Here is a 26,516-nt window from a genome sequence, read left to right as displayed (position 1 = left end):
GTGCAGGAGCCCGAACAAACCCGTATCCGGGTGCGCCCGGAGGAAGCAACGAGGCTCCCGATGAGACACCGACCGTCCCCGCGCCGCCACGGCGCCCTCACGCTCGTCGCGGCCGTCGCCGTCGTCGGGCTCACCGCCGCCGGGGCGTCCGCCGCGCCCGCGCCGTCGTCGCCCACCGCGAGCGGGGCGTCCGCGCACGACGCCGACGGCGTCAACGGCTACAAGACCCTCGGCTACTACCCGGCCTGGGCCACCGAGACCCACGACTACGAGGTGGCCGACCTGGCGCGCACCGGCGCCGCAGCCGACCTCACGCACCTCACGTACGCGTTCGGCAACGTCACGTCGGACCTCGTCTGCGACATCACCGACGCGCAGGGGACGGAGGGGCCCGAGGGTGACCCGCAGAACGACTACCTGCGGATCGTCGACGCCGAGGACTCCGTGGACGGCGTCGCCGACTCCGCCGACCAGGCGCTCGCCGGCAACTTCAACCAGCTGCGCAAGCTCAAGGCCGCCTACCCCGGGCTGAAGGTGATGATCTCGCTGGGCGGGTGGACCTGGTCCGACAACTTCGCCGAAGCGACGCTGACCGCCGAGTCGCGCGAGCGCCTCGTCGACTCCTGCATCGACACCTACCTCGACGGCAACCTGCCCCAGGTGGGGGCGCAGGGCGGCGCCGGCGTCGCGGCCGGCATCTTCGACGGCTTCGACATCGACTGGGAGTGGCCCGCCGCCGACGGCGAGCACGCGCCCACGTACCCGGACGTCGAGAAGGAGAACTTCCTCGCGCTCATGGAGCTGTTCCGCGCCAAGCTCGACGAGCGCACCGCCGACACCGGCGACCACTACCTGCTGACCGGCTTCGCGCCCGCGGGCTGGGCGCCGCGCACGCAGGGCGGCTGGGACGACCCGCGCCTCGCGGCCGTCGTCGACTTCCTCAACGTGCAGGGCTACGACTACACCGGGCCGTGGGCCGCCACGCAGACGGGCCACCAGGGCAACCTGCACCCGTACAGCAACCCGGACGGGTCGTCGGCGAACTGGGGCCTCGCCGCCGACGGCCTGCTGGGCGCCTACCGCGCCGCCGGGTACGACGGCGACCAGCTCGTGCTCGGAATGGCCGCGTACGGGTACGGCTGGGAGGGCGTGAAGGACGCGACCCCGGGCGCCGCCGCGACCGGCTCCCTCGGGCAGAAGAACTACTCCGCGCTGCACGACGTCGGCCGCGAGTACTACGACGAGGCCGCCGCCGCCGGCTACCGGTATGACGGCGACCAGTGGTGGAGCCTCGACACCCCGCGCTCCGTGACCGCCAAGGCCGAGTGGCTCGCCGAGAACGGCTTCGGTGGCGCCTACTTCTGGGACATCGCGGGCGACTATCGCAACCAGCTCGGGTCGGCGCTCGCCGGCACCTTCCGTGCCGCCACCCCCGGCCCGCAGGTCGTGGGCGAGGGCGCGGACCCCTGGTACGCCACCGGCGTCTACACCAAGGGCGACGTCGTCGCGCACGACGGCGTCGAGTACCGCGCCCGCTGGTGGACGCGCGCCGAGGAGCCCGGCGCCGTCACGAAGAAGCAGGGACCGTGGGAGGAGATCGGGCCCCGCGGCACCGTCCCGGCCCCCGCGGCCGCCGACTGCGCCCCCGCGTGGGACGCGGGCACCGTCTACCGCAAGGGCGACGTCGTCTCCCGCGCCGGCGTCAACCACACGGCGCTCTGGTACGCCAAGGGCGAGCGCCCCGGCACCGACGTGACCGGCGCCTGGGACGCCGGCGCGCCCTGCGTCTGACCCCGTGCGCCTGACCCCCTGAACCGACGGCGGCGGGCGGTCCGTCCCGCCCGCCGCCGTCCGGATTTCGAGTCTGCCGATCCATTGGGTATCCTCGGTGGGCCGGTCCGACCGGCGAGGTAGCGTGTCCGAGCGGCCTAAGGAGCACGCCTCGAAAGCGTGTGTGGGTGAAAGTCCACCGTGGGTTCAAATCCCACCGCTACCGCCACCCGAAGGGCCCCACCCGCACATTCCTGCGGCTGTGGGGTCCTTCGTCGTTTCCCGTACTCCCTTTTCACTCCGTTTTCCCTTCCGGGACGCCCGACGTCGACGCCTGGGTGACGAGCTGGTCGATCACCGTCCGCAGGTCCGGGGCGACGTGGGTCCGCTTCACGTAGTGCCGCACGGTGGTGCCCTCGTCGGCGTGACCGAGCAGCGCGGTCGCGTTCGCGATGGTGGTCGAGTTGGCGACCTGGGTGGCGACGGTGCGGCGGAAGTCGTGCGGCGTGACCTTGGTTCCGATGGCGGCCTGCGCGTCGCGGAGCTGGTCGCGGATCCGGCTCGGTGCGCGCGGCGTGGCGTTGGTCGACGGGAACACGAGGTCGTCCGGACCGCCGTCGAGCCCGAGGTCCAGCGCCTCGGTGATGGCGGCGACGACGAAGGCCGGCAGCGTGATCGTGCGGCGCGACGTGTCCGACTTGGGCTTGGACTGCCGCAGCAGCCGCCCCTCGACGCGGACGATGGTGCCCGTCACGGTGAGCGTCGGGATCAGAGCCTCGAGGTCGAGGTCCGCCTCCCGCAGCGCCAGGCACTCACCGATCCGCAGCCCGGTGCCGAGCATCGTGTCCACGATCTGCGGCAGCAGCGTGATGTTCCGCCGACCGCGAGGGAGCGCGGGGCGGTTCTCCCACTCGCGGACGGCCTTGCGCAGCAGGGCGATGTCCTCCAGCCCGAGGGCGCGGACCTCGTCGCGTCGAGGCTTGCGCACCGTCACGGCGTCCCGCACCGGGTTGAACGGCGCCGCCCCGTACCGGACGCACATCATCATCACCTGCGACAGCACGTTGCGAGCCTGCCGGGCGGTGTCGAACTTCCGCGCCGCGCTCAGCGCCATGAGCACCCGGTTCACCGCGACCGGAGTCACCTCCCGAACTCGCAGTGCGCCGAACGCCGGACGCAGGTCCCGCTCCAGCACGCCGAGGTACGTCGTGAGCGACTGCGGCGTGATCTGCCCCTCGACCCGCTTCTCTGAGACCCATTGGTCGAAGACGACCGTCATCCGGGACTCCGGCGTGATGGCGGCGCCACCGCTGGTCGTACCGTCCGCGCTCGAACGGTGCAGCTTGTCCTCCAAGCGACGCTGCGCCGCAGCACCGGACGGTCCGCGGGCCTCGTACTTGTGGAGCACGCCGGCAAAGTCGCGGTACAGCGCCTGCGCCCGCCAGACGCCGGGGGAGATCTCACGGCGGCGGATCTGCCCCCAGCGTCCCGGCTCGATGGGCTTGCGAGGCATCGGTCAGCCCACCGCGTGGTCGTCGGTGACCCGGTCCAGCCACGCCTCGACGTCGTCGGGCCGATAGCGCAGGCGGGCGCCGACGCGGACCACGTTCGGCCCACCGCCGCGGCTCGACCACGCGTACACGCAGTGCAGGCTCACGCCCAGGTACTCGGCGAGCTCGTCCGGCGTCATCAGGCGCCGACGGGTGGTCGCTCTGTCGATCTGGTTCACGCTCGTGGTGCTCATTGCAATTCCCTCCCGTGTCCGTTCTTCTGTCCCTCGTCGTTGCGGGTCATGCGGTACGGCTGGCCTTCCACTGGGCGTACTCGCGGGCACGGGCGGCAGCGGCGTCGGCGAGGGCCTTGTCTCCCGGGTTGGTCCAGCCGGTTCCGGCGTACGTCCAGTGCCCGATGACGAGCGTCGTGCCTTCGTCGTCGGCGAGCAGGCGGTTCTCGAGGTCGGCGGTGTCCATCGGGGTGCCGTCGCGGTCGGCGTCGGCCTTGAGCTTCTGGAACCGTGCGCGGGCTCGGCGGAGCCGGCCGAGGGGGATGGAGTACCGCCGGGACTTGCTGGAGAAGTGGCCGCGGAAGCCGAGCATGTGCGCCCACTTGGTCAGCAGCCGGTAGGGGCTGTCGGCGCACTGCCCGCACAGGCAGCCGTCGTCGTCCTCGGGGTCCGGGCCTGCGAGCCCTCGGCACGCGGTACGAGCGCGTTCCGCGAGCCAGCGGCAGGTGCGGATGAGGCGCTGGTGGTGCGGTCGCGGGGCGGACGGGTCGGCTCCGGTTCCCTTGGTCGAGTACTTCGCGAGGTAGCCGGCCACCTGTTCGGGGCGCAGGTCGTCGGTGCCGTCGTCGTTGTCCGGCACGCCGGAGCGCACGCACCGCACGTCGAGCTGCTTGCCGAAGCGCAGCACGCGCGGGACGTCGCCGCCGTCGACCGGGGGAGCGGTGACCACGACAGCCCGTGCGGCGTCCCTGGCAGCCTGGGCCAGGGTCTCGCCATTCAAGGGTGCGGGGGAGCCGGGCCCATCTGGTCCGTCGAGACGGATGAGGGCGTGGAAGTGCACGAGGCCGCGCACCTGGTACTCGGCGACCTTGGCGAACTGAACCGACGCGACGTCGCGCAGGGCGGACTCGCGGACGCCGAGGCGGTCGGCGACCTGGCGGCGCAGGGCGATGGTGAAGCGGCGCCACAGCTCGGGGGCGTGCCACTGCCACACGACAGCGGAGTGCCAGTCGTAGCAGGCGTCGCACAGCGGCCCACCCACGAGGGGGTCGGTGTCGGAGTGCTGGGCGGTGCACGAGCGCGGGCGACCGTGCGGGCAGACGCCGATGCCGTGGGGGCGGCAGCGTCCGCCGCCGTGCTTGCCTCCGGTGCCGTGGACGCGCCCGAACGACGGTGCGGTGAGGGTGGCGAAGACGAGCGGGTTGTCCGCGACGGTGTCGGGGACGGTCTTGCCGCCCAGCAGGCCGGTGCGGATCATCTCGAACGTGTCGCGGGCGTAGACGCGGGAGCAGGCGGGGCAGACGGACTCGCGCCGGTTGCCACATGCCCGGTACAGGGTGCCGAGCGGGGTGTCGGCGGAGCTGAACTGCGACAGCACCTCACCCGTCGCCGCGTCGATCGTCGTCGAGGTGCCCTGCAACCGGACGGGGTGGGAGCAGTAGCCAGTGCGGGCGGCGGCTTCGGCGAAGGCTCCCGCCGTGCGGTCGCGCAGGCGGGCCACGATTCCAGCGGCCTGCACGTCGGTGAGGTCGGCCAGGTCGAGGGGGACTTCGGGGGAATGCCCCCAGAAGCCCTCAGCCGTCGTCGTGGCCGCGTTCATCAGGCGACCTCGGCATCCCGCTCGACGGTCGACCTGCGAGGGGACCGCTTGCGCGGCGTGCGCGGACGCGGCGCCGTCTCCACGGTCTCGCCCGGGGCCTCCGCTGGGACGTCATCGCCCACGGGGGAGCCCGCCTCGGACTCGGCGGGCAGCGGGGGCGCGGGCGGTGCGGGGTAGGTGGCGGCGACCATGCGGATGAAGTCGTCGGCCCAGTAGTCCGCGCGTACGCGCTCGACGTGGCCGTCGTCTCCGACGAGGTACCCGGCGCCGGGCATCGTGGTCGCAACGTGGTGGGCGGGCGCCGCGGCAGCCATGCCCTCTCCGAGGACCATGCGCGTCTCCGACGCCGACGCGAGGCGCAGCGCGATGGTCTGGGTGAACAGGTCGCGCATGCCCACGGTCTCCTTGCGCGGGTCCTGCACGAACGCCACGACCATGACCCCGAACGCACGCCCCTGGGTCAGGATCAGCTTCAACAGGGTCGCGGCCTCGTTGACGACGTCCTTGGAGGCGTAGGCGGTCAGCACGGCGAGCTCGTCGATCATCAGCACGTGCACGGGATCGCCCGGTGAAGGGGTGAACGTGCGCGCCAGGCCACGCATGAGGCTCTGCCGGTGGACGATCACGCGGTGCAAGTCGCCGAGGAGCCGGACCGCGTCTGGCTCGTTCATGGCAACGTGGGAGAACATCGGCACCCCCACCGAGACCTCGACGCCGCCCTTGAGATCGACGCCCCACAGCTCTACCATCCCGGCGTGCGAGGCCGGGGCGAGGTTCCCAGCGATGCCCCAGAAGATCGACCCCTTCCCCGACCCGGAGCGGCCCACGACGAGGGTGTGCCGGGCCGCGAGGTCGAGACGCCACAGTGACCCGTCGGCGGTGCGACCGAGGGTGACCGCGCCGGTCTCGATCGCGGACGGGATCACCGGCAGGGTCGGCACGTGCAGCAGCTCGCGCATCGTGAGCGACAGTTCGAGCCACCCGCCGCCGATCCGTTGGGTCTCGACCGCTTCGGCTCCGACCGACGTCGCGATGGCCTCGGCCGCGGCCGCGACGTCGTCCACGGTGTGTCCCACGCGGGGGCGGACCCGGAAGGTGAGCGTGTTCCCCGAGGTGCGCACACGGCGCAGGAGGGGGATCACCCGTGCCCCGTCGTCGGAGTCCGAGGTCGCCAGGCCGCAACGGTCGGCGATTTTCGGCCACTGCTTGCGCAAGTACCGACGCCACCCGCGACGCCGGATCGGCCCGCCGAGTACCGCCTCATAGGACAGTGGGTGTGCGACTGACCAGACCGCGCGCAGCAGGCAGAACGCCGGGACGCACCACATCACCGCGTAGCCGGCGAGGCGGTGATCGAGGATGAGCAGGACGTTGCCCAGCACGACGCAGGCCAGCAGCAGCCGCCAGGACCGCAGCGTCCACCAGACCAGGTGCCACACCGCACCCGCGACCGTCCGGATGACGACCCACGCCATGCCGAGCGCGTCCATCACGCCGCCTCCGCCCCACCGGTCGGACGGTCGTCGAGGTCGTCCCACCACGGCTCGACCGGAGGGAACGCGCGCACCGGTCGGACGAGCTCGCCGGCATAGTGCACCGCGAACCGGGGCTCGACCCCGGACATCGAGGACCAGACCGTGAACCCTCGGGCGTGCTCCTCGGGCGGGTACTCGGTCACCTCGCCCAGCGACAGCAGGCGGGCCAGGTGCTCGGCATCTTCCTGGGAGTCGACATGCACACTCACGCAGGTGCGTCCGAGGGCGAGGTACCCGACCCGGCCGCCGACCCACTCGACCAGGTCCCCAGCGACCTGCAGCAGCTCCGCAGGCGCGAGCCCACCGCTCACGGGCGTGGACATCAGGCCGCCGCCTTGGACTCGGCCTTGGCCTCGGGCGGCTTCGCCTCGGTGCGGCCCTGCCCGGGAGCGACCAGGTCGCTGGCTCGGAAGGACCAGGCGATGCGGGGACGGGTGCCGTTATCGTCCACGTACGGCAGCGCCGTCAGGCCGACGAACTCCACCGGCGTCCACGGCATCGGGGACTTGTTCTCCGGCGGCACCGGCTGGTACTTCGCCGCGATCTTCACCGTCACGCCGATGTCCCGCCGCCCGGCCTCCTCGTCGCCGTCGATCACGACGCACTGCCACAGCGGCAGGTCGGTGTCCTTGTCTCGCTGCTGCGGACGCTGGCCCTCCGGCCCGGCAGGAGCGTTGAAGTCCGCCACCGCCGTGACCTCACCGTGGAGGAAAGCGCCGTTGGGGAAGACCATCGCGTGATCGACGGGGAATCGCTTCTGCATCGCCATCGTGCCCACTCCTTCGCGATTTCTACAGACACACTCTGTATCTGCCTAGGTCGACCGTACAGACTGTGTCTGTAGGGTGCAAGTGCTGCCGACCAGCACTGCCTGATACAGACTGGGCAAGGTGGAACCGACCACGGCAGAGGACTCCGGGGGACTCGGAGGGGACTCGCTCGACATCGGGGCGATGTGCGCAGCGCGCGGCTGGAGCCGTTCGCGCCTCATCGCGGCCATGCGACGGACCGCAGCCACTGACGGCGCCAAGCTGCCCGGGGACGACAGCCTGAAACGGATGATCCGACTGTGGGTCAACGGCGAGCGGAGGCCAAGCGACGAGTACGCCGCATTGCTCGCGCGGACCTTCGGAGTAGCGCAGGTCAATACACGGAGCGACTCCCCAGACGAATTCCTGGACTTGCTCGCCCGGGCAGAATCGTCAGTGGTGGACGCCGAGCTCGTCGACCGGCTCGAAATGCAGACCCAGAGCCTCCGCGTCCTGGATCGTCGCCTGGGCGCCCGAAGGCTGCTCGGACAGGCTGAAGCGCACGCACATAACGTGGCTGACCTCGTTCAGTGGGCAGAGTTCGGAGCCGTCCGAGAAGGGATGGCCACAACTGGCGCCGAGGCCGCCGCACTTGCGGGATGGCTGGCACTCGACCTCGGGAGGGCCTCCGATTCGTGGCGCCTGCACAACCTAGCCCGAGCTCTGGCCGCCGAGGCCGGAGACAACGCCGTCGCCGCCCACGTGACCGCTCAGCAGGCATACGCGTTGCTCGACGCCGGTAGGACGTCGAGGGCGATCAAGCAGTTCGAAGCGGCGCGCCAGATGGCCGGCACAAGCGTTCCGGGCGTGGTTCGGTCCTGGCTCTTCGCGGCGGAGGCCGAGGCGCACGCGGCAGCCGGCGACACATCGACGACGCTTGGCCTTCTCGACCGGGCCGCTGAAGCCCTCGACGGCGACGACGTCCCGTTCGTTGTTCTGGACTCCGCACATCTCGCCCGATGGCGCGGGAGCTGCCTCGCCCGGCTCGGGCATCCGGAGGCGATACAGGTCCTCAACGACGCTCTGAGCCGGCTCGACCCCGATTTCAACCGAGCCGCGGCGGGCCTCCATGCTGACCTGGCAACTGCCTACACGGTTGCCAGGCAAGCCGACGCAGCACGCCACCACGCGCAACACGCGTCCAAGTTGTCTTCCGCGACCGGATCGAAGCGTCAGCGCTCCCGCATCCTGGCGCTACTCGGTGCCGAAGGCGAGCAAGTGCAGTAGCGCCACGAGGGTTCCCGAATTCTGGACCTCACCGTCCTCGATGCGCCGGCGGATCGAGTCGAGGGCGATCCACTGCAGCCCGCTCCCCTCGTTGAGTTCGGTCGGAGTCGAAGCGCCATCAAGGGCCGTCGCGGCGTACACGTGGTGCGGACTCCGGACCATCCCGATCACCGGCTCGAACGTGACCAGGTGCCGGAGTCCCTCGACGCGCAGTCCGACCTCCTCGACCAGCTCGCGGCGAGCGGCCTCCGCCGGATCTTCGCCGTCATCGACGAGCCCCCCGGGAAGCTCCCAGTTCCACACATTGGGCGCGAACCGATGGCGCCAGATCAGCCCGACGTGCCGACCCTCCTTATCAAGAACAGCAGTCATCGCGGCCGGCCGCATCGTCACAACGTGGTGCTCGAAGCGCCCGCCGCTCGGCGGCTCGACATCGACCATGCTGAGCCGCACCCACTCCGACGAGTAGAGGTCACGCTCACCGTGGACCAACCACTCGTGCGAGTCCGTCCTACGAGGCGGATTACTGGTCTCAGCATCCGCACCGTCTCGGCGCTCCGCGCGCCACGCTCGGATGGTCGCCGCGTCCCATAGGTGTGTCCGTGCCCCAACTGTCCGCGCCGGTGCCGGCATCTGACCACGATGGCGGTACGCGCTCACAGTCCCCGGTTTCACGCCGAGAAACTTGGCAACCTCCGTGGTGTTCCAGAGCTCAGTACCGCCCGCGTCCATAGCCTCATCCTTGCACCCGGGCCAGGAGACCGGCTGAACGGGGCCGACGGAGAAGCGTGTGGCAGACATCCTCTTGGCGCAGCCAGCAGTACCCTCCAGACCATGCCGAAGCCCCCGTCCCTGAACGAGATCCGGACACGCGCTGCAGGGTTCGTCAATGACTGGAGAGACGCCGAGGGATACGAGCGGGGTGAGGCACAGTCGTTCGTGCGGGACCTGCTCGCTGTGTACGGCATCACCGCGACCCGCGCAGGGCTGTATGAGTTCCGCGCGAAGCGTTCCTCGAGCGGTGCCCGGGGTTACATCGACGCACTGGTCCCAGGGGTCGCGGCGATCGAGATGAAGTCTGCTGGCAAGGATCTTGTCGAGGCTGAGAAGCAAGCGCTCGACTACCTGGACTCGCTCAGCGACGCGGAGATGCCGCGGTGGGTCATCACCTCCGACTTCCGCCGCTTCCGACTGCTCGACCTCCACGCCGAAGCAGTCGCTGGTGACGTGCCCGGCGCGGTTGAGTTCACGCTCGCGGACTTCCCCTCCAACGCCGAGCGGATGGCGTTCTTCGCCGGCTATGGCGTGCGCCAGTTCGGCTCGACCGACCAGGAGAAGGCCTCAGTCAAGGCGGCGCGCATCATGGCCGAGCTGTGGGAGGGCCTGGAGGGCTCCGGATACGGCGACCACGAGGCATCCGTCTTTCTCGTGCGCACGCTGTTCGCGCTTTACGCCGACGACGCTGGTGTGTGGGAGCGGGACCTGTTCTACGAGTTCGTCGCGACCCGTACCTCCGAGGACGGCTCCGACCTCGGATCGCAGTTGACGCACCTCTACCAGGTGATGGCGACCGACCCTGGCAGGCGCCAGCGGAACCTCGACGAGCTCGTAGGCCGCTTCCCGTACGTCAACGGCGGCGTGTTCGTCGAAAACCTGCCCATCCCGTCCTTCGACGCAGCGATGCGACGTCGCCTGCTGGACGCGTGCACGTTCAACTGGTCCGCGATTTCGCCGGCGATCTTCGGCTCTCTGTTCCAGGCAGTGAAGGACAAGAAGGCCCGACGCGAGCTCGGAGAGCACTACACGACCGAGACGAACATCCTGAAGCTCATCGGCCCGATGTTCCTCGACGAGCTGCGTCAGCGGTACACGGACCAGCTCCACGACGCAAAGAAGCTGCGAGAACTGCGTCGTGACATGGGCAGGATGCGTTTCCTCGACCCCGCGTGTGGATGCGGAAACTTCCTCGTTGTCGCGTACCGCGAGATGCGCGCGCTCGACCTCGCCGTCCTCACGCGGCTGCAAGAGCTCGGCGTCCGCGGACACGAGGCCACCCTGATGTTCGACGTCGCGGACCTTCCCGTCCGCCTGGAGAGCTTCCACGGCATCGAGATTGACGACTGGCCAGCCAGGATCGCGGCAACGGCACTGCACCTCGTCGAGCACCAGGCGAATCAGGCTATGGAGCTCGCGCTCGGCCAGGGCCCGGACACCCTGCCGCTAAACAAGATCGACACGATCCGGGCAGGGCAGAGCGCGCTCACGCTCGATTGGGCGACCGTCGTCGAGCCCTCCGAGCACCTGTACGTGCTGGGCAACCCGCCGTTCCTCGGGCACGCCTCACGCAGCGACACCCAAGCGACCGAGCTTCGAACCGTGTGGGGACGCAACGACATCGGCCGACTTGACTACGTCACCGGCTGGTACGCCAAGGCCCTCGCCCTGTTCGAGCAGCCCGGGTACGAGGGCGAGTTCGCCTTCGTCTCGACGAATTCGATCACCCAAGGCGAGCCCGTCCCCGCGCTCTTCGGACCAGTGTTCGCCGCTGGCTGGCGCATCAAGTTCGCTCACCGCACCTTCGCATGGACGTCCGAGGCCCCGGACGCCGCGGCCGTGCACTGCGTCATCATCGGCTTCGACAAGCACCCGCGCCGGCCCGCCTGGCTCTACGACTACGAGGCGCTGCGGGGCGAACCGACTCGACACGTGGTCGCCCAGCGCATCAACGCCTACCTCGCTGACGGACCGAACATCCTCGTCGAGCAGCGTCGCGTGCCGTTGGCGTCTGGGCTTCCGAGCGTGTCGATGGGCAGCATGCCGCGCGATGGAGGCCACTTGTTGGTCACCCCCGATGAGTACGCGGAGGTCGCCGCCGATCCGATCGCGGCGAAGTACCTTCGCCCATTCCTGATGGGCAAGGAGTTCATCAACGACCTCAAGCGGTGGTGCCTGTGGATGGAGGACCTCGATCCGGCCGACGTTGCGAAGTCTGAGGTGCTTCGCACCAGACTGAAGCTGGTGGCAGACGTCCGTCGTGAGTCGTCCGCGGCATCGACACGAGAGATGGCACAGACTCCGTACCTCTTCGGGCAGCGTTCCCAACCGACCGTTCCCTACGTCGGAATCCCGTCGGTATTCACCGAGTCGCGCCGCTGGGCGACAGTTGCCTACCTCAGTCCTGACATCGTCGCCGGAAACAAGGTCTACAAGTGCGAGGACCCTGACGGGTTCGCGTTCGCCATACTCTCGTCGTCCATGTTCATCACCTGGCAGAAGGCTGTCGGGGGCCGGATCAAATCCGATCCGAACTTCGCGAACACCCTGACTTGGAACACGTTCCCGCTCCCCGCGGTCGACGCCAAGAGGCGTGAGGCGATCTGCGAGGCGGGTCGCGGTGTGCTCGTTGCTCGCGAGCGGCACCCCGAGCGGTCGCTCGCCGAACACTACAACCCGCTCGCGATGGCAGCAGAACTACTGAAGGCCCACCGCGCGCTCGATGCGCACGTCGACCGAGCATTCGGTCTTACGGCGCCGGTCAGCGATGAGGCTCGGCTAACGGCGCTGTTCTCGGCGTACGCGAAGCTCACCGCGGCCGAAACACTCCCTCTACCGAGGGCTCGCCGGAGCAAGCGGGCGTGACCACGCCGACCGCCCGTGGGCCGCGTCGAAGACACCAGTCCGACAGGCGATGGTGCAGGTCGCGGACGCAGTCTGCACCTCCTCAGGAGAAACACAGTGCTGAAGAAACGCTCCGCATTGTCCCTGCATGCAGAGCGCTGGAGTCAAACGAGTAGGGTGTGCCCGCTCCGACGGCAGGAAGCTACATCTCGCGCATCCTGGCGGCATTCCCCGTCGGCTCTTGACCCTCGCCCGTCCACTCAATTCGGTACCCCATCTGCGCTAGTTCTTGAATCGCGTGGCGAGGCGAGTCGTGAACGGCGGCTCGCAACTGAATGGAGCGATAGCGCTCACGCGAGTCTGCGAGCGCATCTCGCCAGCCATCGACACATCGAATCCCGAACTCGACAATCAGGACCTCAAGCACGTCTTCTAAGCATGGCCGGAAACGCCTGCCCCCAACCGGGAAATGCAGTTCTGAGGCCTCGGGAGATTTGCCGCTGTCAACCCTCTTCTTTCGCTGTTTGCCGCGCCGGGTGCCAGCATCTGCACGCGTCATCGCTTGCTCGAGCTCAGGATGTGGTGCATGAAACTGAACGTGGGCCGCCGGAACGTCGCCGATCGGGTCCTCAACAAAGTCATAGCGCACAAGCGGTCGGGCCGGGCCATCCGTCGCCGGAAAAACCTTGATCTCCGACTTGAGGGTCTTCATTTGCCGATCTTTGCCACCGAGGCGGCAGTCGAACTTGGCCTGTAAGGAGAGGACGAGTTCCCCGTCTGTGCGAACAAGCGGGATGGAGGATTCCTTCTGCTTAACAAAGAACACGCCGTTTCCGAGCATGCCATCCGCAACAAACTCAGGGCAGGGAGTTAGAATCACCCTGCTAAGCAGTGATGTGCAACTTGACGCGAAGCATTCGGCTTCGTGCGCTAGTTGCACATCTGGATCGAAAGTCACTGCTCGCTGGTTGCTCCGAGAAGGTACGTCAAGCCCTCGACTTCATCTGCAACGTCGCGCTCGGCGATCGTGAGCTCGTAACGCCGCGCTCGGCCCATGAGCTCCTCTTCGGTCAATCCAAGGCGGCTCAGCAAGTCTGCCCGCCGCTCGACTGCCTGATCCCGCGTTAGCAGTGTGACGCTCACTCTGGCCTCCTGGTCGGATGAGTTCATCATGATGCACGTACCGTCCGACACTCGCCAGAGGGCCAGGCGTGTCCGCGCCGGGTCGTCGGGTGAATTCCCGCCCGGATGAGGCTCCTCAGCTGGGTAAGCCGGTCTCAAGGGTGTCTCCGCGGCTTCGGGTGCGTCTTCCCGAACCCGGGGGAGGGGCAGGTCAGGTCCAAGTCTGCCTTGAAGCGGGACCTGCTTGACGCCGTCATGTCGTGAGGACTTTCTCTACTGACTCAAGGCGCGGCATGCGCCGCGCTCGGCACGCCGGCCGGAGCAGACGTCGGGGCCCCGCGCTTCGCTCGCTCCGCTCGCTGCGCGCACCCCACCGCCCGCTCCGGCCGGCGTACCTCACAGGAACAACGCGGCCTGGCGCTACTTGCGAGGGTCGCTTCCGTGGTTCCGCCGTGGTTGCGCGCCGTACGTCGCGTGCGGGTCACGGCGCATCGCGTTCGCCTAACACTGGCCCGCGTCGAACCGCGCCCGCGCGTGGCCCGCACCCTAAGTGCCGGCGAGCCCCACGATGGCTGTGGCCACGTACCCGGCGATGACGATCCATTCCCACCACGCAGGTCGTATCAGCGACCTGCGGGAGATGTTGTCGCCAGGCTCGGGGACCGAGACCGAGGTGGCCCTGGCATGACGGAGCTCGATTTCACCGACGACCCGGTCGACCCGGGAGCGCCGATTGAGCATTCCAGCGATGTTCGCTCGCTGGACCGCCCAGCACCACCACGTCTGACCGTCGCGCTTGACGATGCCGACCTTCGATCCGGACTCGAGGGCCTCCACCTCGTTCCACGGGACCCACGTCGACGTCAAGATGTTGCGGGTGCTGATCCCCTCATCAGAGACGCGGATCCATCCGCGACCGATCAGGAGGGCGAAGACACCGCCGCCCCCGACGAGGGTGTACCCGAACAGGATGCTGCCAAGCGTGTCATCGGGGTGAAGGGGGACGGTGGTGAGGGCAAGGAACAGGAGTATCCACAGCGGCGCGGCCACAGCGGTGCCCACTCGGAGGCCGGGTGACACGCGATAGATCACGTCTCCGTTGGCAAGCTCCGCACCTCCGGCGGCACCGAGGTTCGCCGACCTTGGCTCGGGACCAGCTTGCTCCATGTCTTCTGTCAACCTTTGCTCCGGGTCCAGGACACCGCGTGTGCTGCTCGAAAGAGGAACTTGCGCGTCTGCGGTGGCGTGCACTGCCTGGGGATCATCGCGGGACCAGCGTCGAGCGTCAATCGCCGGGAGCAGGGCTATGACTCCGGGACCTCGCTCGACGGTGATGCCAAGCGTGTACCGTCCGCAATTCGTGGCTGAGTACGTGCGGCGTCTCGCTGTCCGGCCCCGTACCGACCGCCGAGCATCCGGCCGCCTCCGGCCCGCGTCAAGGGCGCCTGCGGCGTCGCTACGCGATGGCCTGCGGCCACCCTTGACCCGGACCTCCGACGACCTCTTATGCTCCGCTATCGGTACGGCGCCTCCCTGTGCACCGGGCCTCCTGCTGGCGCTGCACGACGGCCGCGGCGTGGGCTCCGACATGGCCCATGTCGGCAGTACTCTTCGCGTCATGCCGATGGACGGGCCGAGCCGGTTGCGCAACGTTTGGCGGCACGTCTTGCTGGGCATGTTCCTCGTCGCCTGGTTCCTCATGATCTGGTGGACCGAAGGAGTCCTGACGGACTGGATTCGAGCGCCCCTCACTGTGCTCTGGCTTCTGGCGGTCATCGGTGCCGTCGGGATGACTGTGGAGTCGCTGATCGCACGACGGCGCGGTCGCAGCACGGACAGCAGCTCGTAGCGGCTAACGGTCGGTAGGTCGCCGAATTGCCTCCTTTTTGGACGGCAGATCGGAGCCGGCGGGTGCAACCCGATCCAACGGACGAAGCCGTAAAAGACCAGGTCAGATGCCAGAACACCCCGAGCGAGCAGGGCGAACCAACGCGCCGTTTTGGAGCCCACCGCTACCGCCACCTGAAGGGCCCACCCGCATCACGCGGGCGTGGGGCCCTTCGTCGTTCTCCGGGGTGTCCAGCGGCGCGGCCAGCGCACGTACGCGCACGAGAACGCCAGCACGACCCAGCCGGCCAGCAGGAGAACCCACTGCGGTTCGTACACCGCCAGCTCGACGCCGTCCGCGTTCACGGTGCCGGGATGCCCCGCGACGAAGGCACCGACGACGAGGGCGACGCCCACCAGCACGCCCAGCAGCATGACTTCCCCGTTGCGCTCCCACCACGAGCGCAGGGGCCGGGCCAAGCGGAGCGGGAGCCCGACGACGAGGACCGCCCCCGTCGTGACGACGGCGAAGACAGCGCTCCAGAACACCCACCCGACCACCGAGAGCAGGTCCTCGTACGGGCCCGACACCACGCAGACCAGCAGGCCCGTCCCGAACATCACGCCCAGGCTGATGACCGTCTCCACCCCGAGCAGGGCGACGGTCGACAGCGCCGCGCGGGCCCGCGTCCAGTCCACCGCCAGCGGAGGAGCCGGAGGGTAGGCGGACATCTCCTGACCTTGCACCGGAGCTCCTGGTCGGTCCACGCTCGCGAGCCTATCGACGTCGGTGCCCCACCGATCGCCGGATCACTCGTCGCACAGCAGCGCGAGCTCGTCCTGGAAGTCCGACGAGTCGCTGGTCAGCGGGCTCTGCCACAGGGTGCCGAGGAGGGCGATGTCGACGTCGCGGGGGACGCCGAGCGACCAGACGGTGACAGGCGCGCTCTCGGCACCCTCCCGGTCGTTGGAGCGCGTCTGGCCGAACACCATGGCGCCGTCGACACGCCGGAACGGGTCGATGATCCACATCGACGCCTCCCGGCCGGGCGGGATGGTGACACGGTCCGACGTCTCCGACTCCGGCGGAGCCCCGTCGGCCGGATCGGCGGGGAAGATCGAGTCGTCCCGGAAGTCGGCCGGCGGCGGGCTGAAGCGGAAGGCCTCTGGCCGCCGGCTGACCACCACGACGGGCCACCGCCCGTCGTTGCGGATGGTCTGGACCGCCACGGGCGCCTCGTCCTGGGCGTACAGGGCCCAGAAATCGTCGTCGGCGTACTTGCACTGGTCCCAGTGCCCCACGCCGGACGACGCTGCGGACCCCATCGCCACCGCCGCCGTTCCCGAGACCGTCCACCACGTCACGAGGAGCACCAGCACGGCGGCGACCGCGATGGCGATCTTCCCGGTCCGTCGGCGGAAGCGGACCTTCAGCTCGACCACGTCGTCGTTCACGACGCGAAGAGTAGCGGTACCACGGGCCGTCGGTGGACGCTACGGTTCGGTCCCATGCCGCAGCAGCTCCGCCTCCGACCGGCCGTCGTGCTCGTGAGCGCCGTCGTGCCACCCGTCGCGGTGACGGCCGCGGCCTTCGGCCTCGCGGCCCTGGTGGGGCCGTCCGGGGTCGCGGGAGCCGTCGCCTTCGGCGCGGTGATGCTCCTGTCGGTCCCGTTCGCCTGGGCGCGGGCCCGGCGCCGCACCCTCACCGTCTCCGACGACGGGCTCGCGGTCCAGCGGGACCGCTACCGGCTCCAGGTCCCCTGGGACCACGTCACCGGGGTGGCGCGTCGGCGCCACCAGCTGCTCCTCGTCGTCGACGAGCTGCAGGTCCGCGACCCCGAGATCCTCGCGCTGGACTCGCGCGGCCGGGCGACGGTCCTTCCTCCCGGTCTGGGCGCGCACCCGGCGACGACCCGCATCCAGGTCAGCCTCTATGACCTCGACTGGCGGGACGGGCCCGTCGGAGCGCACCTCGGACGCGAGGGGATCGTCACCGCGCGCTGACGGCCCGGGCGACGGCTCCCGGTGCGGGCCCGACGCCCCTCAGGGCGTCCGGCCGGACAGCAGGATGATCTGCTCGAGGACGCCGGCGCCGGGGCGGGCCGCACCGCGGACCTCGGCGAACGCGCGGCCGGGGCCGCGGGAGGTGTCGGGTCCGGCCTGCATGCGCCGCAGCACGCGCTGCGCGAGGGCGGGGTCGACGTCGTCGTCCTCGAGGCCGAGGGCGCGGGCGAGGTCCCAGGTGTGGATGACGGTGTCGCACAGCTGCATCTCGTAGAGGTCGGCGACGGCGCGCTCGCCCCGCACGCCTGGTACGGGTCGCCGCTGCTCGGGATCGGTGACGTCGGCGAAGGCGCGCTCCATGAGGCCGGCGGTGCGGCGGTAGGTCGTCTCCAGCCCGGGCCAGGCGGGGCCGACGCGGTCGAGGCCGGGCGGCTGCTCCAGGTCCGACGGCGCACCCTCGGTGCCCGCGACGGCCTGGCCGAAGTGGACGTTCTCGGTGACGACGTGGCGGTAGAGGTCCGCAACGTCCCAGCCCTCGCAGGGGGTGGGCGCGGCGAGGTCGCCGGGCGTCACCTCCGAGACGAGGGCGGCGAACGCCTCGGTAGCCGTGTGCAGCGCGGACGTGTCCATGATCAGCCTCTCGGTTCGGGCCGCGCCCCGACGTGCTCGAGGAGCGACTGCAACGACGCGCGGCCGCCCGCCGGCAGGTGGGCCAGCAGCTCGTCCTCGGCGGCCCAGATGGCCCCCTGGATCTCGGCGACCGTGGCGACCCCGGCGGGGGTCACGTGGATGGCGTTGCGGCGCCGGTCGGCGCCCGCGCGGCGCTCGGCGAGGCCGCGGGCCTGCAGGACGTCGAGGTCGCCGACGATCCGGTTCCGGCTGTACCCGAGCCGGTCGGCGAGCTGGGTCTGGCTCAGCCCCTCCTCCCGCGCGGCGACGGACAGCACCGCGTACTGCCACATCGACAGCCCGGCCGCCTGCGCGCAGCGGTCCTCCGCGCGCCGCAGGCTGCGGTAGAGCGGGCCGAGCAGCCCGAGGAGGTCACGACGTTCCGGCGAGGCCATGACACAAAATTATCACCACTTGGTGATCATTGTCAGGAGGTGACGAATCTCGCCAGGATGGTTGTACTTTCGCGCCTCCGCGCCGGACACTGGTCGGCCAGGCGCCGGCGACCGGCGCCACCCACGACCAGCGGGAGACCACCGACGATGGCAGCGCGACGCACGGACGGCTACGAGCTCGCCGGGGCGGACGCCGACGACCGCGGCGACCGGCTGCTGCGGGCGGCGGCCGTGACGGGCCTCGCGCTGATCCAGGCGGGCGTGGCCGGCCTCTTCGTCAGCGCGTGGTGGCGGCACGTCCTCACCGTCGTCGACGCGCCCTCCGTGGGCGGCGTGGTGTGGCGGCTCCTGACCCTCGTGCTCTTCGTCTGGGTGCTCGGCGCGGAGGTCGGCGCCCTCCGCCGGCGTCGCCGGGCGCCCGTGCTGGTCATCTCGTTGTCGCTCGCCGGGATGGTCGGCGCCATCCTGCTCGAGACGCTCGCGCCCTTCTAGACCGCAGCGAGTCCGCGCTGGTCAGTGGCCCGCCAGTAGCGCGAGCCGTCCGCCTCCCGCTCCAGGATGCCGGTGTCCACGGCGAACCGGCGCAGCCCGGACGGGTCGAAGAACAGCATCGCCAGGCGCGCGTTCAGCTCGACCTCGGTCATCCAGCCGCGTCGCTCGCCCACGAACGCCCGGTCGACGACGGCGCGCGCGAGCCCCGGCCGGTCCTGCTCCCGCGCGGGCCACTCCGAGATCGGCCCGTACGCCAGGATCCCGTGCTCCGACAGCAGCCTGCCGAGCGCCGCGGCGTCATCGGCCAGCCGACGCTGGTCGGGATCCCCGTCGTCGAACCAGCGCAGCGCCGCGACCTGCGGGCCCACGTCCGCGCCGCCGTCGAGCGCCGACGCCAGGTCCTGGCGCAACTTCGGCGCGCGGACCGCACCGATCAGCATCCGACACCGCTTCAGCGTGTCGCGCACGCCCTCGTCGTCCAGCACCCGATCTCCTCCGCTCGTTCCCGGGTCAGGGTATGGGGCGGGCGACGACGACACATGGGCGCAATCGCAGCCTCGACGTAGCACCTGGCGCCACTTCAGCGCCGCTCACCGTCATCGGGTACTACGTCGTGCTCCCGTACGCGAAAAGGACCTGACGGCGTGGGTTGCACCGGCCGATGCTGGGGCCGTGCTCCCGACGATCGACCCCGACGCCACCGCCGACGACGCGCGCGCTGTGCTCGAGGCGCACAGCTGGAGCCTGATCGGTACGGGTGACTGGGCGTGGGTGCTCGCGTCCCCGGACGGTTCCCTGGCCGCGCGGGTCACGCCGTTCGACCCGGCGTACCGGCTCTTCGCCGACGAGTTCGCCGCTCGGCCGCACCCGCTCGTCGTGCGGATCGACGACGTGGTGCCCCTGCGCCACCGCGGCTACGTCGTCGTCATGGAGCGCCTGCACCCCGCGGACGAGGGCCGGGCGCTGGGCCTGGTGAAGTCCCTCGGCATCACCAGCGCCACCGACGCCGCTCCGTCCGACGACGTGCCCGCCGACCTCGCCGACCACCCCGACGTCGTGGACCTGCGCCGCCGCATCGAGGACCTGCTCGCCGCCGGCGCCCGCCGTTACCGCCTCTGGGGCGGCGCCGACATCCGGCCCGGCCACATCCTCCAGGCCGCCGACGGCGGGCTGCGGCTCACCGACCCGGTCTTCGTGCATGGCCCGACGGTCTTCGAGTCCATCCGCGACGGCCGCGCCGACCGGCTCGGCGACTTCTCCCGCGCCGACCTCGAGGACTTCCTGCGCATCCCCGCGTTCGAGCCCGGCCCGGGCACCGCCGCCCTGCGGCGGGCGCTCGCGGACCTCGTGCTCGACGGCGATCAGCGCACGGGCACGCGGGCGTCGACGTCGTAGACCACGTGCACGGCCGTCGTCGACGGCGTCACGGTCCGCTGCACCAGGGCGTGCCGTCGGCCGCCGACGAACAGCGGTGTCCCGGACCCGAGGACGACGGGGGACAGGTGCAGCACCAGGGCGTCGAGCAGCCCGGCGTCCAGCGCCGACCCGACGGTGAGCCCGCCGCCCATGAGGACGACGTCGCGGTCGTCGCCGGCTTCCGCGGCCACGTCGTCGGCGGCAGCGCGCGCATGCTCAACGGCGTCGTGCAGGCCGGTCGTGACGAAGGTCCAGAACGCGAGGCGCGTGCGCGCGGGCTCGTGCCGCGTGACGACGAAGAACGGGGGCGTCCCCACCTCGAGCGCGCCGTAGCCCACCTCGTCGTCCCAGCCCTGCGGCCCGTCGACGACGTCGAACAGGTGTCGCCCGAGCACGACGGCGCCGCTGCGCGCGGTGGCCGACCGGAGCTGCTCCCGGTCGACCGGGTCGTCGCTGAACGCCCACGTGTGGAGGGCCTCGCCCCCGTCGCCCAGCCCGTTCTCGGGGCCCGGGTGCGGCCCGGTGACGTACCCGTCCAGGGAGATCGAGATGTCACCCACCACTCTGGTCATGACGGGTGGACCGCCCCGGCGTCATGGAGTCATCGCCCCCGTGGATCAGCGGACCTCGGGACCAGCCGACCTGGGCTCAGCGGGCGGCCGCGAGGAACGCGTCGACCGCGCCGCGCGACCGCAGCCGGTGGAACTCCAGGTGCGCGTGCGCAGGGTCGGCCATCGCCGCGCCGTACCGCTCGGGGTAGCGCCCCACCTGGTCCCACGACCAGCGCACGATGCCGTCCTTGCGCCAGGGTGCGAAGACGTCGCGCCAGCGCTGCCGGTTGCCGGTGCCCGGCCAGAGCTCGGTCCGGTCGACGGCGCGGGCCACCGTGCGCCGGTACACCTGCGCCATGACGACCCGGCGGGGCGGGTCGAGCCAGACCACGGCGTCCGCCCGCGCCCAGACCTCCGGCAGCAGCGCGGAGTAGTTGCCGTCGATCACCCACGCGTCGCCGGCGACCTCGCGCCGGACGTCCGCCTCGAAGGCGTCGCGCGGGCGGGGGGTCCAGTCCGGCCCCCAGAACAGCGCGTCCACCTCGACGCGCCGCACGCCGAGCCGCACCGCCAGCTCCCGGGTGAGCGTCGACTTCCCGGACCCTGCCGCCCCGACCACCGACACCCTGCGCACCCGCGGCAACCTAGCAGGGCGTGCGGCCCGGGCCGCTCACTCCGCGATCTCGATCAATGCGAACGGGTCCGGCGCGCACGACATGCTCGGGTCGATCTCGCACACGGTCATGGCGTTCTCGAGGTCCACCGAGATCGTCGCCGGGCCGGGCGGCATGTCCTGCGGCACGGCCACGGTGCTGCGCGCGGCGCCGTCCTCGTCCGGGTCGAGGGTGGCGAGGTCGGCTGAGTAGTAGTGGGTGCCGAGGTCGTCGTCTCCCGTCCCGTCCACGCGCGACATGATCCAGATCGTGTACCGGGCGTGGTCCGGCAGGTCGGTCGAGCAGTCGACGCCGCCCCCGCCGGTGATCCGGACGTCGAGCTTGTCGCCGGGTGCCGCCCTCGTGGGCGTGACCACCGGGTCGCTCGAGCCGCAGTACGCGGTCTGCGGGAAGACCCCGCACCCGGCCGACATCCCCGTCGTCACGAGGAGGGCGACGACGCCGAGCACCCGGCCGAGGGCGGAGCGAAGCGTCGTGCCTGGGTGCCGTCGTCGGGCCGACATCACGGACTCCCCGGTGCCTGGACCATGATCGTCACGTCGGTCAGGCCGCCCCCGCCCTGGACGTCCACCTGCGAGGGCAGCGACGTCACCTCGCCCACGTGCGCGACGACCTCGAACGTGCCGACCGAGTCGAGCTCGAACCGGGTCATGCCGTCGGCGTCGGACGTCCCGCGGTCGACGGGGTCCGTGCCGAGGAGCACCTCGACCTCGGCGCCGGCCGCGGGGGCGGTCGTGCACCCGTCGTCGCACCAGGTGGACAGCACCTCGACCTCGAGCGAACCGCCTGCGTGCGACGGGAGGGCGGTGCATCCTGCCGGAGCGAGGACGGCGACGAGCAAGGTCGCGCCCAGGACGGCGCGGCGGGCGGGGCGGAGAGGCGACGGCGGTGTCGGCACGCGCCCAACGTAGCGGTCCGCGCCGCCGTCGTCCCGACCGGCCCGCCGCTTGCTAGGGTCGTCATCTCCGGTCAAGGAACGGCCGGTGTGCTTCATGTGGTCGGAGGCGACCTTGCCCGTAGACACCGTGGCAGCCGAGGGGCAGACGCTCGAGCCCCCGCGCCTGGTCGGTCAGTTCAGGCTCGAGCCGGCGTCCGGCCTGTGGGCCTGGACGGACGAGGTGTACGTCCTGCACGGCTTCGCCCCGCGCGAGGTGGTGCCCACCACCGAGCTTGTGCTCTCCCACGTGCACGCGGAGGACCGCGACCGCACCCGCGAGGCCCTCGAGGCGGCGACGCGCACGGGCGAGGCGTTCTCCGTGGTGCACCGGCTGCTCGACGCGCGTGGCCGCGAGCTCACGATCGCCGTCGTCGGGCGGGGCGTGCGTGAGGAGGCGGCCGGGCCGTTCGTGCTCGAGGGATTCGTCGTCGACCTCACCGCCGTGGTCGCGGAGCGCGCCGACGCGCGCGCGTCGGCCGACATCCGCACCGCGGCCGAGAGCCGCGGGGTGATCGAGCAGGCCAAGGGCATGGTCGCCGTGCTCTACGACGTGGACCCCGACACCGCGTTCGGGATGATGCGCCGTACCTCCAACGACCACAACGTCCCGATCCGCGAGCTGGCCCGCGAGATCGTCGCGGTCGCGCACCGGCAGGACCTGGACCGTCGCGCCACGGTCCAGGGGCTGCTCACGCCGCTCCGGACGGACTGAGCCCCTCAGGTCTCGTCGGAGCGGCGCGACTCGACGGTCTCGGTGCCGGCGAACGACAGCCGCCGCGTCACGACGTCGTGCGCCACGGCCTCCAGCGTCGCCCCCTGCGCGAAGGCGTGCGCCCGGAGCACGGCCAGCGCGTCCGGGGGCGGCAGCCGCAGCTGGATGGCCGCCATCCCCGTGGCCTGGTGCACCTGGGCGCGGGCGGAGGCGCCGTCCTCGTCGGCCTCGCCGAGCACGGCGGTCCCCACGGCGTCGGCGAGGAACTGCGCCTCCTCCAGGCTGCGGGCGAGCGACGACCCCGCGACGTACAGCCCGAGCGCACCGACCGGGATGCCGCCCACCCGCATCGGCACGGCGTACCAGGTGGCGTCCTCGCTGCCCCCGCCGGCGAACAGGGAGAAGACGTCGTCCGGGACGGCGCCGGGCCGCAGGGGCGTGACCACGATCCTGTCCTCGGCGATCGCCACGTGCCCGGGCCCGTCGCCCAGCACCTCCTGCATGGCGCCGAGCTCCGCGGACGTGCCCCCGGAGGTCGTGATCGTGAGCTGCTCGCCGGGCGACGCCGCCACGGTCACGGTGCCGCCCTGCGCCCCCAGGACGGCGACGCACGCGCGGCCGAGGCGCGTCGCGGGGGAGAGGTCGGCCCCTTCGACCTCGGTGAGGGCGCGGGCGAGGAGCCCCAGAAGCTCGGAGGTGTTCACCGCTGGCTCCGTCCTGTCGCGCCGGGGCCAGTTTTCCACCGATGGCCGGTGCTCGTCGTCGTGCCGCGATGTCGGCCTGCGGTGTCAGTGATCGGTCTCTCCGATGACGTCGCCCTCACCGCCGAGGACGAGCGTCCGCACGATCGAGTCGGCCACCTCGCGCAGGGGGAGGTCGCGCGCCTGCGAGGCGGCCCGGAGCACCCGCCGGGCGTCGTCGTCGGTGCAGTCGTTCGCGGCCATCAGCACCCCGACGGCGCGCTCGACGGCGACGTCGTCGGCGATCCTCCGGTGCAGGGCCGCGACGGCGGCCTCGAGGTCGGCGAACTGGAGCTGGAGGCGCACCGCGTCCGCGGTCAGCAGGGCGTAGGCGGTGCAGGTCGCGACGAAGTCGGCGGGCCAGTCCCCGCCGGTGCGCGAGTACACGTTGAGCGCGACCTGGACCCCGGGGCCGACGACGGCCGGCGCGCCCAGCGCCTGCACGAACCCGGCGTCCTTCGCGGCCGTGGCCCACGCCTCCCAGCGCGCGGGCGCCGTGGCGACGTCGGTGGTGAGGGCCTCCCGCACGCGCATCGCGTCGATGCAGGGCCCCGTGTCAGCGCGGGCCTCGGCCTGGTCGCAGCGCGCCGCGGCCCGGGAGCTGCTGCCCGCCTTCAGGGAGATGCCGTGCTCGCGGACCGTCACGCTGACCTCGATCTCGTGCCCGAGGACCAGCGCCGCACGGGTGGCGCACTCGTCCAGGTACTGCGAGAGGGTCATGACAGGCACGGTACTCGGCACCCGGGGCCGCCGGTGTCCCGGGCCGCGTGGTGCGGACCCGGGACGCCGACCGCCCGGGGGTCAGCGGCGCCCGGTGAGGCGGTCGACCTGGAAGAACGTCGTGGTGCCGGACACCTCGTTGGCGACGGCGAGCAGCGGCCGGTGCGTCGGGGAGTCGGACGCGGGGACGAACGCCAGCCCCTCGGGGCCTAGGTCGCCGGCCGAGGCGAGCGCGGTGCCGGGGTCGGCGCCGTCGTCGATCGCGTCCTCGACGGACACCGAGTAGTCGCGGTTCGAGACGTAGGTGACGAACGCGGCCCGCTCGGGCCGCGTGATGTCGTAGACCATGACGCCGCCGGCGCGCTCCAGCCCGACGAAGGCGTAGGTGCGGCCCGACACCTCACCGATCGCGAGGTTCTCCGGTTCGGGGCCCTTGTCGTCGCTGCGGCCGTCGCCCTTGGTCTCGGTGTGGTTGGTGTTGAACGCGTCGCCGAGGGCGTCGGCGGTCACCTGCTCGAACTGGTCGCCGGAGTCGAAGACGAGCTCGCCGCCGGTGCTCCAGATCGAGAACGACCGGCCGCCGAACGCGAAGAGCTGCTCGTAGCAGGAGCCGTCGGCGCGCAGCCCGGACGCGGTGGTGACGGTGAGGCGGCCGAGGTCCTCGTCGCCGAGCAGCCCGGCGGCGGGGGAGTCGGCGCAGACCGGCGCGTGCCCGTCCTTGCCGAGGTCCTTGACCCGGGCGGGCTCGGCGTAGTCACCCCACTCGCGGGCGTCGCCCTCGTTCGCGGTGACGAGGTACGTCCGCCCGCGCGAGGTGTACGAGGCGATCCCGTCGGGCATGTAGAGCCCGCGGACCGGCACCTCGCGGATCGCGGCGACGCCGTCCTTGTCGGACGGGTCGATGCCCTGGCCGGGCTCGGAGTGGTCCTTGCTGCCGAGCGACCACAGGTCCATGGTGCGCGCGCTGCGCAGGTCCACCTCGGCGACGGCGTTCGCCTCCTGCAGCGCGACGTACGCGGTGCGGGAGTCCTTCGACACCGTGACGTACTCCGGCTCGAGGTTGCGCGACACGCGGTGGGCGAGGGACCCGCCGGGTCCCGCGACGTCCGGGCCGAAGACGCGCACGCCGTCGGGCAGCGCGTCGCCCTCGAAGGCGTGGAACGTCGCGGCGCGTACGGCGGACTGCGTGACGGCCGGGAGCTTCTTGCCGGACACGCGGTCGGGGAGCGCGACGACGGAGACGGAGCCCTCGGGGTCGACCGAGAAGTCGTCGGCGGGCTCGCCCTCGTTGGCGACGACGGCGCTGCGCCCGTCGGGCGTGATCGTCACCATGTCGGGCAGGGCGCCGACGCGCCACGCGCCGAGGGCCCGGCCGTCGCCGGCGGCGTCGAACAGCACGAGCCAGCCGTCGGAGACCTTGTCGGGGGACTCGACGGCGACGACCCCGAGGCCGTCGGGCCGCACGGCGACCGAGTTCGCGACCGCGCCGTCGGGCACGGTGCTGCCGTCCGCGGCCCGCACGCCCGTGGTCCGCAGCGCGAAGAGCTTGCGAGGAGCGGACGGCGCGGCGACGTCGAGCACGGTGACCTCGCCCGCCTGCGCGTTCACCGAGAACAGGCGCTGCGAGCGCGCGTGGTAGGCGACGATCTCCGCCGCCGACTCGTCGAAGACCCCCGTGGCGTGCGAGCCGAGGGGCGACAGCGCGATGCGGGCGTCGTCGGCCGAGGTCGTCACCGGCTGCGTGACGACGCCGGCGCCGGGCCGCGCGAGTCCGGTCGTCGTGTCGCGGTGGGCCGACGCGGTGAGCGCGACGGGCACGGCCAGCGCGACGGCGAGCGTCGTCGCGCAGGCGCCGACGACGGTGCGGCGCGGGAGCCGGGGTGCGGGGTTCCGAGGAGCAGAGGGTCGCGGGGTGCGGGCGATGCGCAAGGGGTCCTCCGTGGCGGCCGGTGGCGCGCACCTGCGCGCCCTCGGG

Annotated in this window: 30 protein-coding genes and 1 tRNA gene; 9 read left to right on the top strand and 22 right to left on the bottom strand. The window is 71.3% G+C overall.

Annotation, left to right across the window (positions count from 1 at the left end):
- The first annotated feature begins 60 nt into the window (after positions 1-60).
- Positions 61-1,791 carry a glycosyl hydrolase family 18 protein gene (locus ACWF41_RS16225; RefSeq protein ID WP_380318315.1) on the top strand — a complete coding sequence of 577 codons (1,731 nt, stop codon included), beginning with the start codon at positions 61-63 and terminating at the stop codon, positions 1,789-1,791.
- A 118-nt stretch (positions 1,792-1,909) separates the two neighbouring features.
- A tRNA-Ser gene (locus ACWF41_RS16220) sits at positions 1,910-1,999 on the top strand.
- A 66-nt stretch (positions 2,000-2,065) separates the two neighbouring features.
- Here the strand turns inward: ACWF41_RS16220 and ACWF41_RS16215 are convergent.
- Genes ACWF41_RS16215 through ACWF41_RS16190 form a run of 6 tightly spaced genes read right to left on the bottom strand, consistent with a single transcriptional unit; the run spans position 2,066 to position 7,397 of the window.
- Positions 2,066-3,283 carry a tyrosine-type recombinase/integrase gene (locus ACWF41_RS16215; protein WP_380324716.1) on the bottom strand — a complete coding sequence of 406 codons (1,218 nt, stop codon included), beginning with the start codon at positions 3,281-3,283 and terminating at the stop codon, positions 2,066-2,068.
- Positions 3,284-3,286: 3 nt separating this feature from the next.
- Positions 3,287-3,514, bottom strand: a complete 228-nt coding sequence (locus tag ACWF41_RS16210; protein ID WP_380324719.1) for a helix-turn-helix transcriptional regulator — start codon at positions 3,512-3,514, stop codon at positions 3,287-3,289.
- 46 nt (positions 3,515-3,560) lie between these two features.
- Entirely contained in the window at positions 3,561-5,093 is a 1,533-nt protein-coding gene (locus ACWF41_RS16205) for a replication initiator (RefSeq protein ID WP_380324722.1), read from the bottom strand.
- On the bottom strand, positions 5,093-6,583 hold the full coding sequence (locus ACWF41_RS16200) for an FtsK/SpoIIIE domain-containing protein (protein ID WP_380324740.1): 1,491 nt from the start codon (positions 6,581-6,583) through the stop codon (positions 5,093-5,095). Before ACWF41_RS16200 ends, ACWF41_RS16205 begins: the two co-directional genes overlap by 1 nt.
- Positions 6,583-6,951 (bottom strand): hypothetical protein, encoded by a 369-nt coding sequence (locus tag ACWF41_RS16195; protein WP_380324725.1) that lies wholly within the window; start codon positions 6,949-6,951, stop codon positions 6,583-6,585. The genes ACWF41_RS16200 and ACWF41_RS16195 overlap by 1 nt, the downstream gene beginning before the upstream one ends.
- Positions 6,951-7,397 (bottom strand): plasmid replication, integration and excision activator, encoded by a 447-nt coding sequence (locus ACWF41_RS16190; protein WP_380324728.1) that lies wholly within the window; start codon positions 7,395-7,397, stop codon positions 6,951-6,953. The genes ACWF41_RS16195 and ACWF41_RS16190 overlap by 1 nt, the downstream gene beginning before the upstream one ends.
- A gap of 121 nt (positions 7,398-7,518) precedes the next feature.
- Here ACWF41_RS16190 and ACWF41_RS16185 point away from each other — a divergent pair, with 121 nt between their 5' ends.
- Positions 7,519-8,664, top strand: a complete 1,146-nt coding sequence (locus tag ACWF41_RS16185) for a hypothetical protein (RefSeq protein WP_380324731.1) — start codon at positions 7,519-7,521, stop codon at positions 8,662-8,664.
- Here ACWF41_RS16185 and ACWF41_RS16180 read toward each other — a convergent pair.
- Positions 8,632-9,105 carry an NUDIX hydrolase gene (locus tag ACWF41_RS16180; RefSeq protein ID WP_380324734.1) on the bottom strand — a complete coding sequence of 158 codons (474 nt, stop codon included), beginning with the start codon at positions 9,103-9,105 and terminating at the stop codon, positions 8,632-8,634. The two genes, ACWF41_RS16185 and ACWF41_RS16180, sit on opposite strands and share 33 nt — an antisense overlap.
- 393 nt (positions 9,106-9,498) lie before the next feature.
- On the opposite strand from ACWF41_RS16180, the gene ACWF41_RS16175 reads away from it, so the two are divergent.
- The gene (locus tag ACWF41_RS16175; protein ID WP_380324737.1) at positions 9,499-12,303 is read left to right on the top strand and encodes a DNA methyltransferase; all 2,805 of its coding nucleotides are present in this window, start codon (positions 9,499-9,501) and stop codon (positions 12,301-12,303) included.
- Between the two features lie 181 nt (positions 12,304-12,484).
- Here the strand turns inward: ACWF41_RS16175 and ACWF41_RS16170 are convergent, their stop codons facing one another.
- The 3 genes from ACWF41_RS16170 to ACWF41_RS16160 form a co-directional block, all read right to left on the bottom strand.
- Positions 12,485-13,240, bottom strand: a complete 756-nt coding sequence (locus ACWF41_RS16170; protein ID WP_452182863.1) for a hypothetical protein — start codon at positions 13,238-13,240, stop codon at positions 12,485-12,487.
- Positions 13,237-13,425, bottom strand: coding sequence for a hypothetical protein (locus ACWF41_RS16165; protein ID WP_380322112.1), 189 nt, complete (start codon positions 13,423-13,425; stop codon positions 13,237-13,239). Before ACWF41_RS16165 ends, ACWF41_RS16170 begins: the two co-directional genes overlap by 4 nt.
- Before the next feature lie 525 nt (positions 13,426-13,950).
- Complete coding sequence (locus ACWF41_RS16160; protein WP_380322115.1) at positions 13,951-14,571, bottom strand: hypothetical protein; 621 nt, start codon at positions 14,569-14,571, stop codon at positions 13,951-13,953.
- 451 nt (positions 14,572-15,022) lie between these two features.
- On the opposite strand from ACWF41_RS16160, the gene ACWF41_RS16155 reads away from it, so the two are divergent.
- Positions 15,023-15,253: a hypothetical protein gene (locus ACWF41_RS16155; protein WP_380322118.1), complete on the top strand. Its 231-nt coding sequence runs from the start codon at positions 15,023-15,025 to the stop codon at positions 15,251-15,253.
- Positions 15,254-15,444: 191 nt separating this feature from the next.
- Here the strand turns inward: ACWF41_RS16155 and ACWF41_RS16150 are convergent, their stop codons facing one another.
- Both ACWF41_RS16150 and ACWF41_RS16145 read right to left on the bottom strand, forming a co-directional pair.
- A complete protein-coding gene (locus tag ACWF41_RS16150; RefSeq protein WP_380322121.1) occupies positions 15,445-15,963 on the bottom strand; it encodes a hypothetical protein in 519 nt (172 codons plus the stop codon).
- Between the two features lie 78 nt (positions 15,964-16,041).
- Positions 16,042-16,686, bottom strand: a complete 645-nt coding sequence (locus ACWF41_RS16145) for a hypothetical protein (protein ID WP_380322124.1) — start codon at positions 16,684-16,686, stop codon at positions 16,042-16,044.
- A 54-nt stretch (positions 16,687-16,740) separates the two neighbouring features.
- Between ACWF41_RS16145 and ACWF41_RS16140 the strand changes: the two genes are divergently transcribed.
- Positions 16,741-17,235: a hypothetical protein gene (locus ACWF41_RS16140; RefSeq protein WP_380322127.1), complete on the top strand. Its 495-nt coding sequence runs from the start codon at positions 16,741-16,743 to the stop codon at positions 17,233-17,235.
- A gap of 39 nt (positions 17,236-17,274) precedes the next feature.
- Here the strand turns inward: ACWF41_RS16140 and ACWF41_RS16135 are convergent, their stop codons facing one another.
- Positions 17,275-17,865: a TIGR03086 family metal-binding protein gene (locus ACWF41_RS16135; RefSeq protein WP_380322130.1), complete on the bottom strand. Its 591-nt coding sequence runs from the start codon at positions 17,863-17,865 to the stop codon at positions 17,275-17,277.
- Between the two features lie 2 nt (positions 17,866-17,867).
- Positions 17,868-18,299 (bottom strand): MarR family winged helix-turn-helix transcriptional regulator, encoded by a 432-nt coding sequence (locus ACWF41_RS16130; RefSeq protein ID WP_380322133.1) that lies wholly within the window; start codon positions 18,297-18,299, stop codon positions 17,868-17,870.
- Between the two features lie 147 nt (positions 18,300-18,446).
- Here ACWF41_RS16130 and ACWF41_RS16125 point away from each other — a divergent pair, with 147 nt between their 5' ends.
- Positions 18,447-18,791 carry a hypothetical protein gene (locus ACWF41_RS16125; RefSeq protein WP_380322136.1) on the top strand — a complete coding sequence of 115 codons (345 nt, stop codon included), beginning with the start codon at positions 18,447-18,449 and terminating at the stop codon, positions 18,789-18,791.
- Here ACWF41_RS16125 and ACWF41_RS16120 read toward each other — a convergent pair.
- Entirely contained in the window at positions 18,788-19,276 is a 489-nt protein-coding gene (locus ACWF41_RS16120) for a DUF2087 domain-containing protein (RefSeq protein ID WP_380322139.1), read from the bottom strand. The genes ACWF41_RS16125 and ACWF41_RS16120 overlap by 4 nt on opposite strands.
- Positions 19,277-19,463: 187 nt before the next feature.
- Here ACWF41_RS16120 and ACWF41_RS16115 point away from each other — a divergent pair, with 187 nt between their 5' ends.
- Positions 19,464-20,186 carry a hypothetical protein gene (locus tag ACWF41_RS16115; RefSeq protein WP_380322142.1) on the top strand — a complete coding sequence of 241 codons (723 nt, stop codon included), beginning with the start codon at positions 19,464-19,466 and terminating at the stop codon, positions 20,184-20,186.
- Here ACWF41_RS16115 and ACWF41_RS16110 read toward each other — a convergent pair.
- From ACWF41_RS16110 to ACWF41_RS16095, 4 genes are all read right to left on the bottom strand, one after another.
- The gene (locus tag ACWF41_RS16110) at positions 20,153-20,779 is read right to left on the bottom strand and encodes a dihydrofolate reductase family protein (protein ID WP_380322145.1); all 627 of its coding nucleotides are present in this window, start codon (positions 20,777-20,779) and stop codon (positions 20,153-20,155) included. The genes ACWF41_RS16115 and ACWF41_RS16110 overlap by 34 nt on opposite strands.
- Positions 20,780-20,855: 76 nt before the next feature.
- A complete protein-coding gene (locus tag ACWF41_RS16105) occupies positions 20,856-21,392 on the bottom strand; it encodes a P-loop NTPase family protein (protein WP_380322148.1) in 537 nt (178 codons plus the stop codon).
- A gap of 36 nt (positions 21,393-21,428) precedes the next feature.
- On the bottom strand, positions 21,429-21,935 hold the full coding sequence (locus ACWF41_RS16100; protein WP_380322151.1) for a hypothetical protein: 507 nt from the start codon (positions 21,933-21,935) through the stop codon (positions 21,429-21,431).
- Positions 21,935-22,330 (bottom strand): hypothetical protein, encoded by a 396-nt coding sequence (locus ACWF41_RS16095; RefSeq protein ID WP_380322154.1) that lies wholly within the window; start codon positions 22,328-22,330, stop codon positions 21,935-21,937. The genes ACWF41_RS16100 and ACWF41_RS16095 overlap by 1 nt, the downstream gene beginning before the upstream one ends.
- Before the next feature lie 112 nt (positions 22,331-22,442).
- Here ACWF41_RS16095 and ACWF41_RS16090 point away from each other — a divergent pair, with 112 nt between their 5' ends.
- Positions 22,443-23,081, top strand: coding sequence for a PAS and ANTAR domain-containing protein (locus ACWF41_RS16090; RefSeq protein WP_380322157.1), 639 nt, complete (start codon positions 22,443-22,445; stop codon positions 23,079-23,081).
- A 5-nt stretch (positions 23,082-23,086) separates the two neighbouring features.
- Here ACWF41_RS16090 and ACWF41_RS16085 read toward each other — a convergent pair whose 3' ends face one another.
- From ACWF41_RS16085 to ACWF41_RS16075, 3 genes are all read right to left on the bottom strand, one after another.
- The gene (locus tag ACWF41_RS16085) at positions 23,087-23,785 is read right to left on the bottom strand and encodes an ANTAR domain-containing protein (protein WP_380322160.1); all 699 of its coding nucleotides are present in this window, start codon (positions 23,783-23,785) and stop codon (positions 23,087-23,089) included.
- A gap of 84 nt (positions 23,786-23,869) precedes the next feature.
- Positions 23,870-24,541: an ANTAR domain-containing protein gene (locus tag ACWF41_RS16080; protein WP_380322163.1), complete on the bottom strand. Its 672-nt coding sequence runs from the start codon at positions 24,539-24,541 to the stop codon at positions 23,870-23,872.
- A gap of 81 nt (positions 24,542-24,622) precedes the next feature.
- The gene (locus ACWF41_RS16075; RefSeq protein WP_380322166.1) at positions 24,623-26,470 is read right to left on the bottom strand and encodes a choice-of-anchor I family protein; all 1,848 of its coding nucleotides are present in this window, start codon (positions 26,468-26,470) and stop codon (positions 24,623-24,625) included.
- Positions 26,471-26,516 lie beyond the last annotated feature (46 nt).

This window comes from Isoptericola sp. NPDC055063, assembly GCF_053608125.1.
The sequence above is the reverse complement of the archived record's forward strand: the minus strand, read 5'-3'. Positions and strand labels throughout refer to the sequence as shown.

Coding starts and splice junctions, on each gene's coding strand:
- ACWF41_RS16225 (WP_380318315.1), top strand. CDS start 61: ATGAGACACCGACCGTCCCCGCGCCGCCACGGCGCCCTCACGCTCGTC.
- ACWF41_RS16215 (WP_380324716.1), bottom strand. CDS start 3,283: ATGCCTCGCAAGCCCATCGAGCCGGGACGCTGGGGGCAGATCCGCCGC.
- ACWF41_RS16210 (WP_380324719.1), bottom strand. CDS start 3,514: ATGAGCACCACGAGCGTGAACCAGATCGACAGAGCGACCACCCGTCGG.
- ACWF41_RS16205 (WP_380324722.1), bottom strand. CDS start 5,093: ATGAACGCGGCCACGACGACGGCTGAGGGCTTCTGGGGGCATTCCCCC.
- ACWF41_RS16200 (WP_380324740.1), bottom strand. CDS start 6,583: ATGGACGCGCTCGGCATGGCGTGGGTCGTCATCCGGACGGTCGCGGGT.
- ACWF41_RS16195 (WP_380324725.1), bottom strand. CDS start 6,951: ATGTCCACGCCCGTGAGCGGTGGGCTCGCGCCTGCGGAGCTGCTGCAG.
- ACWF41_RS16190 (WP_380324728.1), bottom strand. CDS start 7,397: ATGGCGATGCAGAAGCGATTCCCCGTCGATCACGCGATGGTCTTCCCC.
- ACWF41_RS16180 (WP_380324734.1), bottom strand. CDS start 9,105: ATGGTCGATGTCGAGCCGCCGAGCGGCGGGCGCTTCGAGCACCACGTT.
- ACWF41_RS16175 (WP_380324737.1), top strand. CDS start 9,499: ATGCCGAAGCCCCCGTCCCTGAACGAGATCCGGACACGCGCTGCAGGG.
- ACWF41_RS16160 (WP_380322115.1), bottom strand. CDS start 14,571: ATGGAGCAAGCTGGTCCCGAGCCAAGGTCGGCGAACCTCGGTGCCGCC.
- ACWF41_RS16155 (WP_380322118.1), top strand. CDS start 15,023: ATGCCGATGGACGGGCCGAGCCGGTTGCGCAACGTTTGGCGGCACGTC.
- ACWF41_RS16150 (WP_380322121.1), bottom strand. CDS start 15,963: ATGTCCGCCTACCCTCCGGCTCCTCCGCTGGCGGTGGACTGGACGCGG.
- ACWF41_RS16140 (WP_380322127.1), top strand. CDS start 16,741: ATGCCGCAGCAGCTCCGCCTCCGACCGGCCGTCGTGCTCGTGAGCGCC.
- ACWF41_RS16135 (WP_380322130.1), bottom strand. CDS start 17,865: ATGGACACGTCCGCGCTGCACACGGCTACCGAGGCGTTCGCCGCCCTC.
- ACWF41_RS16130 (WP_380322133.1), bottom strand. CDS start 18,299: ATGGCCTCGCCGGAACGTCGTGACCTCCTCGGGCTGCTCGGCCCGCTC.
- ACWF41_RS16125 (WP_380322136.1), top strand. CDS start 18,447: ATGGCAGCGCGACGCACGGACGGCTACGAGCTCGCCGGGGCGGACGCC.
- ACWF41_RS16110 (WP_380322145.1), bottom strand. CDS start 20,779: ATGACCAGAGTGGTGGGTGACATCTCGATCTCCCTGGACGGGTACGTC.
- ACWF41_RS16100 (WP_380322151.1), bottom strand. CDS start 21,935: ATGTCGGCCCGACGACGGCACCCAGGCACGACGCTTCGCTCCGCCCTC.
- ACWF41_RS16080 (WP_380322163.1), bottom strand. CDS start 24,541: ATGACCCTCTCGCAGTACCTGGACGAGTGCGCCACCCGTGCGGCGCTG.